Source organism: Candidatus Accumulibacter vicinus (assembly GCF_000584955.1).
In the GTDB taxonomy this organism is placed as follows: Bacteria; Pseudomonadota; Gammaproteobacteria; order Burkholderiales; family Rhodocyclaceae; genus Accumulibacter; species Accumulibacter vicinus.
On record NZ_JDSS02000015.1, the window covers coordinates 1 to 11,939 of the forward strand.

12 protein-coding genes are annotated in these 11,939 nt (G+C 62.7%); 4 read left to right on the forward strand and 8 right to left on the reverse strand.

Annotation, left to right across the window (positions count from 1 at the left end):
• Positions 1-385: phage major capsid protein (locus tag CAPSK01_RS21725; protein WP_273703026.1), on the forward strand; the 385-nt coding region annotated here is incomplete at its 5' end.
• Between the two features lie 331 nt (positions 386-716).
• Here the strand turns inward: CAPSK01_RS21725 and CAPSK01_RS21730 are convergent.
• Complete coding sequence (locus tag CAPSK01_RS21730; RefSeq protein ID WP_273703027.1) at positions 717-1,337, reverse strand: OmpA family protein; 621 nt, start codon at positions 1,335-1,337, stop codon at positions 717-719.
• A 73-nt stretch (positions 1,338-1,410) separates the two neighbouring features.
• Here CAPSK01_RS21730 and CAPSK01_RS03655 point away from each other — a divergent pair, with 73 nt between their 5' ends.
• The gene (locus tag CAPSK01_RS03655) at positions 1,411-4,083 is read left to right on the forward strand and encodes a TIM-barrel domain-containing protein (protein WP_273703028.1); all 2,673 of its coding nucleotides are present in this window, start codon (positions 1,411-1,413) and stop codon (positions 4,081-4,083) included.
• 45 nt (positions 4,084-4,128) lie between these two features.
• Here the strand turns inward: CAPSK01_RS03655 and CAPSK01_RS03660 are convergent, their stop codons facing one another.
• From CAPSK01_RS03660 to CAPSK01_RS03675, 4 genes are all read right to left on the reverse strand, one after another.
• Positions 4,129-4,494 (reverse strand): hypothetical protein, encoded by a 366-nt coding sequence (locus CAPSK01_RS03660; protein ID WP_034922716.1) that lies wholly within the window; start codon positions 4,492-4,494, stop codon positions 4,129-4,131.
• On the reverse strand, positions 4,491-4,985 hold the full coding sequence (locus CAPSK01_RS03665) for a hypothetical protein (protein WP_273703029.1): 495 nt from the start codon (positions 4,983-4,985) through the stop codon (positions 4,491-4,493). Before CAPSK01_RS03665 ends, CAPSK01_RS03660 begins: the two co-directional genes overlap by 4 nt.
• Positions 4,985-5,212, reverse strand: coding sequence for a hypothetical protein (locus CAPSK01_RS03670; protein WP_034922719.1), 228 nt, complete (start codon positions 5,210-5,212; stop codon positions 4,985-4,987). Before CAPSK01_RS03670 ends, CAPSK01_RS03665 begins: the two co-directional genes overlap by 1 nt.
• Before the next feature lie 312 nt (positions 5,213-5,524).
• Entirely contained in the window at positions 5,525-6,298 is a 774-nt protein-coding gene (locus CAPSK01_RS03675) for an Rpn family recombination-promoting nuclease/putative transposase (RefSeq protein WP_337958537.1), read from the reverse strand.
• 499 nt (positions 6,299-6,797) lie between these two features.
• Here CAPSK01_RS03675 and CAPSK01_RS03685 point away from each other — a divergent pair, with 499 nt between their 5' ends.
• Positions 6,798-7,145, forward strand: a complete 348-nt coding sequence (locus CAPSK01_RS03685) for a hypothetical protein (protein WP_034922724.1) — start codon at positions 6,798-6,800, stop codon at positions 7,143-7,145.
• 164 nt (positions 7,146-7,309) lie between these two features.
• Here the strand turns inward: CAPSK01_RS03685 and CAPSK01_RS03690 are convergent, their stop codons facing one another.
• The 3 genes from CAPSK01_RS03690 to CAPSK01_RS03700 form a co-directional block, all read right to left on the reverse strand.
• Entirely contained in the window at positions 7,310-8,005 is a 696-nt protein-coding gene (locus CAPSK01_RS03690; protein ID WP_034922728.1) for a glutathione S-transferase family protein, read from the reverse strand.
• 177 nt (positions 8,006-8,182) lie between these two features.
• Positions 8,183-10,135, reverse strand: a complete 1,953-nt coding sequence (locus CAPSK01_RS03695; RefSeq protein WP_034922730.1) for a malonate decarboxylase subunit alpha — start codon at positions 10,133-10,135, stop codon at positions 8,183-8,185.
• Positions 10,136-10,463: 328 nt separating this feature from the next.
• Positions 10,464-10,817, reverse strand: a complete 354-nt coding sequence (locus CAPSK01_RS03700; protein WP_034922733.1) for a DUF3301 domain-containing protein — start codon at positions 10,815-10,817, stop codon at positions 10,464-10,466.
• Positions 10,818-10,970: 153 nt separating this feature from the next.
• Between CAPSK01_RS03700 and CAPSK01_RS03705 the strand changes: the two genes are divergently transcribed.
• The coding region (locus tag CAPSK01_RS03705; protein ID WP_034922735.1) for a TolC family protein at positions 10,971-11,939 on the forward strand (969 nt) is incomplete at its 3' end.

The window sequence follows — 11,939 nt, forward strand, 5'->3', positions numbered from 1 at the left end:
CTGGCAGGGCGAGGCGGCCACGGCCCTCCCCACCAAGCCGGTGCTCGGCCTCGCCACGCTGCGCCTGAAGAAACTGATGGCGCTCGTTCCCACCACCGACGAACTGCTCGACGACGCCAATGCACTGACCTCGTACCTGCCGGAGAAGGTGGCGCTGTCGATCCGCTGGAAGGCCAACGAGTCGATCCTCTTCGGCGCCGGCAATGGCATCCCGGTTGGCTGCATGAACAGCGTGGCGATCGTCACGGTGGCCAGCCGTACTTCATTCGCCCACAAGATGAAGGTGATCTGTTCGGGTTTGCCGGGCTTGCCGAGCGTTGGCTGTCACCCGTCGGCGAAGAGGTTCACACGTGCTGCATCATCACGACCGACGCCAACCCTGTGATGATGCCGATTCACGATCGGATGCCCGTGATCCTGGGCGCCAACGACTACAGTGCGTGGCTGGACTCAACCAATACCGACGTGGGCAGTTTGCAGGCTCTGCTGCGCCCGGCCGAAGCTGGCAACATGATCGCCTACCCGGTATGCCGCGCAGTCAATTCGGTTCGGAGCGATTCTCCGACGTTCGTGGAGCCAAGCTGAACCAACGATTGCAGCCGGGGCGACCGCGCTGGAGCCGTCCGGGCCGACGAATCTGGAGCGACCAAGGTAATGGCGCGCTCCCCGAACAAGACAGCAAGACTGCTGCCCGGGACACTTCCGGAAATCCATCGTCAGCGCCACTCATAGACCAGTTCGACTCGTCGCATCGTGCGACGGCAGGCTTCGCTGTCACATTTCAGTTTGCTGTTTTTTTCGCTGCCAACAGGCTGGCGGCGAATCTGGTTTCTGGCGACGCCAAGCGCGCGCAGCCGGTCGCTCACTGCCTCAGTCCGCCGGTCCGCCACCGCAAGGTTGTAAGCGGCGCTGCCCAGATTATCGGTATGGCCCACCAGGATGACGACCAATTGCGGATTCTCTTTGAGTTTCATGGCGTTCTGGCGCAGTATCTCATCCCCTTCGCTGCCAATCGTCGTGCCGTCGAAGGAAAAATAGACTGTCCTGCGGGCCTCGTCATCAACGAAAGGAGTGGTTTTTGCATTCTCCTGGCGAACGGAAGACGTCGGTGGTCGCGCGGGTTGCTCTTGCGTTACGTGGGTTTTCCCGGAAACTCCGGATGCAGGAGGAGGCTCGACAGTCGCACAAGCCGAGAGGAGCAGGAAGATCGGTAGGCAGCAACGGAATGGATGAAGAGGAAACGACATCGGCCATGCACCATCAGTTGGAAATGCGAAAATGCGTTGAATGCAGTCGGCAGAGTTCAACAACCAGAGTTTAACAACTTTTCCAGACATTCATGAGAAAAGCCTTCTTCCACAATCCGGTACTGCCTGCCTTGCTATTGGCCAGTCTGGTCTGCGAGAAACGATGAACCTGCGCGTTCAACTCGACCCGGTGGCTGACCCAAAGGCCGTGGTGGCCGTAACCCGAGCCCGCTTCACGGTGTTGACCTCTCGACTGTTGCGCCTCGAGTTCGCGGCAGACGGGCACTTCGAAGATCGACCCAGCCGCACCTTCTGGCATCGCCGCCAAGCGGTGCCCTGTTTCGAGGTGTTGCACAACGGCGAGGCGGTCGAGATCATGACCGAGCATCTGCACCTGCGTTACGATCTGCGTTTGGGCTTTACTGCCCACGGACTGCAGGTGACGCTGCTCGAATCAGGCCTGACCTGGCACTACGGCGACCACGATATCGGCAACCTGGGGGGGACGGCGCGTACGCTGGACAAGACTGACGGCCCGATTCCCCTCGATCCGGGGCTGCTATCGAGCAGCGGCTGGACCGTCGTGGACGACTCGGATGCGCCGCTGCTGGAAAATGGGTGGATTGCCGCTCGCGACCAGCGGGCCCGTCGTATCGATCTCTATTTCTTTGGTTACGGCCGCGATTTCACCGTGTGCCTGCGCGATTATCGGCGCTTGAGCGGTGCCGTTCCACTGCTTCCGCGCTGGGCATTGGGCAATTGGTGGAGTCGTTACTGGCCCTATCGCCAGGACGAACTGCTTGACCTGATGCGCGACTTTCAAGCGCATGCGCTACCCTTGTCAGTATGCGTCATCGACATGGACTGGCACATCACCCGTACCGGCAATGCCTCTCGTGGATGGACCGGCTACACCTGGAACCAGGATCTTTTCCCCAACCCCCCTGCGCTGCTCGCCGATCTGCACGCGCAGGGGCTGAAGACTGCACTCAATCTGCATCCCGCGGACGGCGTCTGGCCGCACGAGGCGGCTTATCCGCTCATGGCTCGGCGGCTCGGCAGCGATCCGGCAACCGGCGAACCAATCGTCTTCGCCATCACCGATCCTGCCTTCACGCAAGCCTACTTCGAAATCCTGCACCATCCCCTGGAAGCGGAGGGTGTCGATTTCTGGTGGATGGACTGGCAGCAGGGCAAGAGAACGGCCGGTTCCGACCTCGATCCGCTGTGGTGGCTCAACCACCTGCACTTCCTGGACCTGGGCCGCAATCCCGCAAGGCGTTCATTCGCATTTTCGCGCTGGGGCGGACTCGGCAGTCATCGCTACCCGGTCGGCTTTTCGGGAGACACCGTGGTTTCGTGGCGCTCGCTGGCCTTCCAGGTTCATTTCACGGCAACGGCGGCCAACGTCGCCTTCGGCTGGTGGAGCCACGATATCGGCGGGCACATGGAAGGCATCGAAGACGCCGAACTCTATGTTCGCTGGCTGCAGTTCGGCGTATTCAGCCCGATCCTGCGCCTGCACAGCACCCAGAATCCGTTCCACGAACGTCGGCCCTGGGGCTGGGACGCGCAGACCTTGGCGGTTGCCCGATCGGCCATGCAGTTGCGTCATGCCTTGATCCCCTATCTGTACAGCATCGCCTGGCAGGAACACCAGGGCGGCGGCGCCCTGCTGCGACCGATGTATCACCTGTACCCGGAAGCGCCCGAGGCGTACCGTTGTCCCGGCCAGTACGCATTCGGCAGCGAGCTGATTGCTGCGCCGTTTACTTCCCCGTCTGATCGGGATACGCGTCTTGGCCGGCAGGTCATCTGGCTACCGGCAGGCGACTGGTACAATTTTTTCACCGGGCAGCACTACTCCGGGGCGGCATGGCACAGCTTTTATGGCGGACTCGACGAAATCCCCGTCTTTGCACGCGCCGGCGCCATCGTCGTGCTGGCTGATGAGCCAGCGGCCAGCGGGGTTGACCACCCGCGCGCTCTCACCGTGCACGTCTTTCCGGGAGCAGATAACCGTTTCGAGTTGTATGAAGACGACGGAGAGAGCAACGGCTATCGGCACGGAGCCAAGGTGGTGACGGCGCTGTGGCAACAGTGCTCGGGTGGCGCGCCGCGACTGCGCGTCGGACCCTCGTGCGGCGACCTCAGCGTCGTTCCCGCCGCCCGCAGCTACACCTTGATCTTCCATGCCCTCAGCGTGCCGGTGCAAGCCCGGGTGACCTGCGACGGCCAGCGCGTGCGGATAGATTCGCGTCAGGATCAGGAGAGTGGCCGTTTGACCCTCTGCCTGCCGCCAACGGCGCCGGTCAGCGTTCTAGAGGTCACGCTGGAAGCCCGGCAGGGAAATCTGCAGAATCACGACGATGCCAGAATCCCGACCCTGATCAAACTGCTCAAGGCCTTCCGCTGCGGCAGCGAAGCGAAACGCGGGCTGTACGTGCGGATGCACGAGATTCTTGCCGACTTTGAGGTGCTGGGCGCCTACCGTACGGCGCTGTCAGACAGCCAGTTGCGTGCCCTGCTCGAGATTCTTTCCGGAGCCGGGGTCCATGTCTGCGAGGACACGGGAGAGGCATTCGCCGTGGTCTGGAATAACCTCGACGATCAGCGAATCATCGTCCGCTGGTCGCTCGAGAACCGTGGAACCTGGGATCCGCAGCAGCGTTTTCGGCAGGAACAGGGGCCTGCCCCACGCTTTGCCCACTTCCAGCTTGCACAGGCGGCGAGCAATGGTCCGTGCAGTCTGACGCTGGCCTATGGCGCCCTGCTCGCGGTTGACACGCGTCGGGGAGGAGGCGCGGCAGGAGCCGCCCCCGTCTCGATGCCTTGAGGACGTACTCCGCGGATCCGCCGGGCAGGCCAGCATCAGCGCCCGTCAGTTCGCAAAACCCAGAGCCTGCGACAACCCCACGATAACCGTGCCGCCCACGAGGTATGTGAGCACCATCGACAGTACCGCGATCGGCAGTTTCCAGCGGCTATCGGATCGTTTCTCCGGCAAATGTCGTTCAATGACCAGGTAGGGCGCCAGATTGATGGCGTGATAATTGATCATCACGTAGGGAATGAACAGAAGAAGCGTCGGAGCATGCAAAAACGTCTGGTTGCCATCGCCAAGCGCTTGCCCCAGAGCAAAGATAAAGATGTACTCCCAGCGGCCATAGCGATACTTGTTGATCAACCACCAGATGACGGAAAAAATCAAAACGTAGACCGGCAGCGTAAACAGGAGATCGATCAAATTTCATGCTCGCGACCGGCCGCCCTGTCTGGGAAACGCTTTTGGAGTGCCTCCAGCGCCCGCTCCAGGATGATGCGATCGGCCACGTTTGTCCGCAGCAGTCCCTCGAGATTGATCGTACGGATTGGCAGGCCATCCAGATCAATCGTCTCGGCAAACTGCGCCAGCGTCTCGTAGGTCTCGCCGCAGGCGTTGAGCATGATATCCACGACGAAGGCATCGGCCACACGGATGTTCTCGCCTTCCTTGAACCAAGCGGGATCGATGTCCGTCGCGGACTGGTCCGGCAATACCATCAGGGGCTCCTTGATGCGTTCTCCGGCTTGGCGGGTCGCGGGGACCAGCACGTCAATGTCCGTGGTGGCGAGATGGTAGCCGTGGGCAAACAGCGCGTAGCCGCCAATCAGGAGGTACTCGGTGCCTTGCCGATTCAGCGAAGCGACCAGGGCCTTGAGGTCGGCCAGGGTGGCCGGTCGGCTGTACTCTTCCATCAGCGGCGCGCCAGCGCGGCGGCGGCCATGCATCGGACCAGACATTCCGCTTGGTGGTGATTGGCGTCTTCATGGGTCTTGAAGTGGAAGACACCCTTCGGGATACAGGTCGACTGGCCCGTCGGGAGACGGTGAATTTCATCGTTGAAACGAGCCCCCTCAGCCAAGAAGGCGGCGGAAGCCGAGAAGCTGATCGGACGCTCTTTGCGGTGGCCGATGGTGCGCATGTTTCTCTCCTTACCTTCCCCCCGTCCCCGTTGCGCAGACCCTTACCGCCTTCGCCATGAGTCCGCCTGGGCGCTTGGGAACTTCAGGCTGACGGCGCACGGTCCTTTCGTGTGAAATCGTCGGACGGCTGACACTTGCCAAACCGTCTCCAGTCCGCCTGCCGGGTGACCAACCGCGTACTGCGGACGCGTAGCGATGTAAGCGGTACCTATGGGCCGGTCCGGAGTGCTCGGCCCTGCAACATGACCGATCGTCGGGCTGGGGCTGGTGAAGGAATGGATCGAAACGCTATTGGGGAGCGACGCGCAGCTTCAGGCTGTGGTTGGTCCGAAGATGTCATCCAGACTCCGGGCATCGAGCACCTGATCCAGCCACGCATCAATCTGCTCGAGGGAAGCCGCGGAGATCTTCGCCAGAACCTCCGCAGAGACGGCACCAAAGCGCCGCTTGAGCAGCTTTTGCAGCGCCAGCGCTTCACCTTCGGCTTTCCCCTCGGCCTTCCCCTCGGCCTTCCCCTCGGCCTTCCCCTCGGCCTTCCCCTCCGCCTTGTAGGCCTGCGCCCATTCCTCGAGTCGTTCCGCCAACATGACATTGAGCTCCTGTAGATCATCAATCTGAGGCAACACGATACGGTATTCCGCCTTGCGCATCAATGTCGCGCGGATCCAGAGCGCGAACATCCGGCGCAGGTCGGGCCGCTCGGCCAGCCACTCGTGGAGCAGACTCAGCAATCCGACGATGGCGTCCGGCGAGGCCGGGTGTTCGATCCGGAAGACGGCCGCGACGAGGTTCTTGAGCGAGGCCAACTCGCTGTCGGTCCAGGCGTTCTCGTCGATCAACAGATATTTCAGCCGCGGCTTGAACTGCTCGACCAGCCCCGGTACCGGCGGGATCAGGTCGAACACGTCGGTCACCGCCGACCAGCGCTGGCTACCGTTGTAGAGGACGATGGGCAGGACCGGCGGCAGGCGGCCGTCAGCCAGGACCTCACCGCGCTTGATCAGGTCCTGATAGAGCAGTCCCCCATAGACCATCATGCGCAGGGCCATGTACTTGTCGACGCTGCTCTGGAACTCGATGAGCAGGTAGCAGGACCAGGACGGTCAGGACATCCAGCCGCCTGCATCAGCCCGCCTCCGGAGCAGGATCAATGTCCGCACAGTCGAAGGCAAAGCCCTCCCGAAGTATCAGGCGCGGCACATCGATTTCCAGGAAGACCCCCGGAGGAAAAGCCCAGTACCTCGCGCAGCCCCTGAAAGACTCCAGTCAGCCTCTGCGCCCGGTTGTCGATTTCATGGACGACGTCAAGCCGTGCCCCGAAGGGTTTCTAACGGTCCTGATCGTTGCGGTCTGCGCTCATCTTTTTCTTGTGGGAGTCACCGCCGGGGAGTCGTCCGTGTCCTCGTCTTGGCAACGGCGAAACATTCCCGCCCGCAAAATCCCCCTTGGGGGGGATGGACAGGGCTTTTGAACATGATAAGGTTTTTGCAAAGTAGGGCGTCTGTAGGCGTGCGACACGCCATCGGGAACAGGACGTGCCCAGCGCGGGAGTTTGGTCTGTATTTATATGGGGAGAGAAAGCGGATGCAGTACAGAATCGGTCGTGCTTTGGCTTTGGCGGGTGCCGTCTGGGCCGGCAGTGTGGGGGCGGTGGAGGTCCGCTATGTGGCGAGTGATCTGTTCGATGCCGTCCCTGGCTTTGACCGCTGGCGCTACGACTACACGGTGAGCGGCCCGGTGGCGGAGTTTTCCACGCTCAACCTGCTCTTTTCCGCAGCCTCGTACGCCGATCTCGACCTCGTCACCCCGCCCGACCCTTCGCGCTGGTCCTCGCTTGTCGTCCTCCCGGATCCCGCTTTCCCCGCCGACGGCTGGGTCGGTCTCACCGCCCTCGTCGCGCAACTGACCGGCGAGGCCAGCCCCTTGAGATGATGAAAGAAGATCCGAGTTGGGAAGCGGCGGGAAGAGGTCGCGCAATATTTTGGCGGCTTGACCCCGCAAGCTAACGGGACCCGCTGAACCGACTCGTCCCCCGGATTGCTGCCATCGAGCGCACACATTATGGTATGGCTGTCGGTCATGCCGCAGTACGCTGTTCAGCGCTGCAGGCGATAGGGTTCTTCGAAATCGAGGAAGTCTTTTTCGGACAACGCACCATCAACCCACGCCTGCACACCCGGCAAGGTACACACGCGGGCCATGTACGCGGTCACCTCCGCCGGGACGGGCAAGGCATAGGTTTTCAGTCGCATCACCACCGGGGCGAAGTAGGCGTCGGCAATCGAAAACTCCCCAAAGAGCATTGGCCCGCCTCCTTTACGCAGCAGGTCACACCACATGCCCACGATCCGTTCGACATCGGCGCGCACCGCCGGCTGGTCGCGCCAGACGAGCTGGCCAGCTTCGGGGAGTGAAGCCTCGATGTTCATCGGGCAATGGGAGCGCAAACCCGTAAAGCCGGAATGCATCTCGGCACATAGGCTGCGAGCCTGCGCCCGCGCCGCCCAGTCTCGTGGCCACAAGGCTTTCTCCGGGAACTTTTCGGCCAGATATTCGGCAATCGCCAGGGTATCCCAGACGACCAGTCCGTTACCGACCCCGCCGTCCACCAGGACCGGTACCTTGCCCGTGGGGCTGATGGTCGCCATGGTCTGTCTGAAGTTTGAACCGGCCGCGAAGGAATCGAAGCGCACGACGACTTCTTCGCAGGCGATGCCGGCCTGCCCGATGAGCACTCCGGCGCGCATCGACCACGAAGAGTAATTTTTGTTGCCGATGAACAGCTTGAGCATGGTCACTTCCTGACAAGTCGAAGGTTGGCGGGCCGCCATCTTACTATGCGTGCGGCTCCGCTTGCGCGGTTTTCCGTCTGCTGTTGACGCCGGTGGCATGATGAGCTGCCCGGCCAAGGCGGTTCATCCGGCTGACGACGATCCAGTTGGCCGGTCACGCCGGGGTGCCGAGCGGATTCAGGTCGGGCCGCTGGCGTCACCGCCACGTCCGGCCAGGAAGGCCTGCGCTTCCTCGCGGCGTTCGAAGATGTGCGGCGCGATGCTGCGTGCCGAGAAAGCCTCGCCCAGCTTGGCGCGCAGGAAGGCGCTGGTGGCGTAGCGAGTGATCTGACTGAAATAGTTGGCCAGGAAGTAGCGGTCCATTTCGGCATAGGCGTCGTACATGTCCTGGTTGATGCGAAAGCGATCGTAGTTGATGATCACGCCGACCCGTTTGCCGGCCGCCCGGCAGCGCAGCTCGCAAATGTCCCAGATCGCCTGCACATCTTCGACCACCCGGACATGCATGCCCTCGAAGTTGAGAAACAGGATGTTGCGCTCGGGATCGTAAATGACCCGCTCCGGCAAGGACAGGTTGAGCAGTTCAGCCTCCAGACCCATCGGGTTGGCATTGAAGATGCGGGCATCCATCTCGCCGTATTCACCGACGATCGGCTCGAAATCCATGTTCGGCAGAATGTCCCGGTCGACGTCGATGCCGGGCGCCACCTCGATCAAGGCCAGCCCGCCCCTGACCCGGCGGAAGACGCAACGTTCGGTGACGTAATAGACCGGCTTGTCGCGATCATAGGCGTACTGGCCATTGAAGGTGATCTGCTCGACTTTCTTGAGGAACTTCCGCTGCCGGCCCTCCTGGACAATTCGCAGCTTGCCGTCATTGACCTCGACCTTCAGACCATTGCCGGTGAAGGTGCCGGCGAACACCACCAGGCGGGCGTTCTGGCTGATGTTGATGAAACCGCCGGCGCCGGTCAGGCGGCCGCCGAACCGGCTGACGTTGACATTGCCGGCAGCATCGCATTCGGCCATGCCAAGACACGCCATGTCCAGGCCGCCCCCGTCGTAGAAGTCGAACTGCTGATTCTCGTCGATGACCGCATCCATGTTGACGCCGGTCCCGAAGTCACCCCCGGTGGCGGGAATTCCGCCGATCAGGCCGGATTCAACGGTCATGGTCAGCAGGTGCGAGATACGCTCCTCCTTGGCGACCGTCGCCACGCCTTCGGGCATGCCGACCCCGAGATTGATGATGCCGTTGGGCGGCAATTCGAAAGCGGCACGGCGGGCGATGATCTTGCGATCGGTCAGTGGCGTCGACACCAGGCTGGCCTGGGGAACCCGGAACTCGCCGGCGTAAGCCGCGTTGTACGGGGTCACCAGTGTCTGCATGTGCTGGGTGGGTTCGGCCACGACCACGCAATCGACCAGAATCCCTGGAATCTTGACCTGCCGCGGCGGTAGCCCGCTGCGCTCGGCGATCCTTTCGACCTGGGCGATCACGATGCCGTTACTGTTCTTGGCCGCCATCGCCATGGCGAGGTTGTTGAGGGTCAATGCTTCCCGCTCCATCGTGATGTTGCCGAAGGTATCGGCGGTGGTCCCGCGCACGAAGGCGACGTTGACTCTGCCGACCTTGTAGAACAGCCACTCTTCGTCGGCGACTTCGACGAGACTGACGATGTCCCGGGTGGTGGCGGCATTGATCCGGCCGCCGCCGTAGCGGGGATCGACGAAGGTATGCAGTCCGACCTTGGAGAACGACCCCGGTTTGCCGGCGGCCAGATCCCGGAACAACTGACAGATGATTCCCTGGGGCAGGTTATAGGCCTGGATGCGATTGCCGAGTGCCAGTTGCGCCACCTTCGGCATGCGCGCCCAGTGGCCCGCCACCACTCGGCGCAGCAGGCCGGCGTGGCCCAGATGATTGAGCCCCAGGGTCTTGCCGTCGCCCTGGCCGGCGGCGGCGAACAAGGTCAGGTTCTTCGGGCTGCCGGTGGTGAGGAAGCGACGCTCCAGTGCCGACAACAGGGCCTCGGCAAAGCCGGTCTGGACAAAACCGGTACTGGCCAGAGTATCGCCATCCCGGATCAGTGCGATGGCTTCATCGGCAGTCACGATCTTGCTGCGCATGGTGGTTTCCTCTCGCTATCTGCTTGCTGTCCGGTCGCAGGAGCAACCGATGACAAAATCATCGTAGCGGTACCGGCAGGGTCACCGCCGCCCTCGATCAGGCGAAGCTTAGCTGCATTTGGGCAGCAGTGCTTGCCGGAATGGGCCAGGAGACCCCGGCCGACCCAAGCCAACTCATTTTATCGGGATTCCTGATCCCGTGGGCAAGCGATGGAACCCATTCTGGATCCCTTTGTGGAGTCTCGGCCGGTACATTTGAAAGCCATGATGGGCAAGGCTTTTCGGCCGATCTCCGGAGCAGATCAGACGGTCATCGGCAATACCGGATCTACGCCCCGTCCTCGTTGTCGTGCGCCATCGGATGCCGCCAGGGCCGTTGCGCCTGCGGCAAGTGCAGCATCAGCAACTCGCTGCCGAGCAGGGTGACCCGGCCATCCCGGCGATTGTCACCGGTATCGCTGTACTCGAAATGGTAGACCCGCCGCAGGCGCAGCCGACCTTGGTCATCGCGCGCCGGGAGCAGCGAAGCGAGCGCGACCGTGTCGTCGAGCAGGAGCAAGTCTTCTGCCGCACATGCCGCACGCGCGGCATGCATGCCGGCCTCGCGTGCCTGGAAGCTGTCGTACCAGAACCAGCCGGCGGCCAGCAGAACAAACAGGCTGATCATCTCCATCCAGGGCATTGTCCGGGTCCTGTGAATGTCAAAGTTGCGTCAGCGACTCACGATGCTGACCGTCCTGGCCGGAAACATTTGCTTTTGCTCACACATCAATTCCCACAGAACACCCTGCCAGTCCGCGCGAAACCGCAGCCAAGCTGGCTATACTAGCGAAAAATGGCTTACTCCACATCCCGACCGACTTCGCAGCCGACCCGCGCCCAGTGCGCCAGACCTACCGCTCACTGCTGCCGCTTCGCCATCGCCACCCTGCTGGCGGCGCTGGCGGCCCAGCTGCCGGCCCTGGAAACCAGCGATCCCTTCGCCACACGCACCTTCACCCCGCCGCGCCCGGCGCTGGCGGGCAGCGCTCTATCCTGTCAGCCGCTGCCAGCCGACGCCGCCTATGGCATTCTCGAAGTGGTCGATCTTGCGCTGTGCCGCAACCCGACAACCCGTGAGGCCTGGTCGTACGCACGCGTCCAGGCGGCCCAGGTCGGCCTCGCGCAGTCCGACTTCCTGCCGGCGCTCGATGGCCAGGTCAGCACCAGCCGGATCAGGATCGACTCGCAGACCGCCAGGCAGCGCAACGCCTCGCTGACGCTCTCCTGGCTGCTGTATGACTTCGGCGCGCGTTCGGCAAATCTTGAAATCGCGCGGCAAGTGCTGAGCGCCGCAAGCTCGACGCTCGACGCGACCGTCCAGAGCGTCTTTCTCAATGCCGTGCAGGCTTATTACAACACCCAGGCCGCGCGTGCTGCAGTCACCGCCGCCCGTGAATCAGAAAATGCCAGCCGCGAGAGCCTCACCGCCGCCGAAGTCCGCTACCGCGTCGGCACCGGCACCCCTGCCGACCGTCTGCAGGCACAGACCGCCTGGTCGCAGGCAACGCTCACCCGCATCCGCGCCGAAGGGGTGCTCAAGAATGCTGTCGGCCGCCTGGCCAATGTCATGGGGCTCGACGCCAGCCAGCGGTTGTTGCTCGACGAGATCCCGTCGGTTACCCCCGACGCCAGCTTTACCGGCGACGTCACCGCACTGATCGATGAAGCACGCGCACGCCGCCCCGAACTCCGGGCCGCCGAAGCCGAACTCCGGGCTGCCGAAGCCGGCGTCGATTACGCCCGCGCCACCGGCCGGCCGACG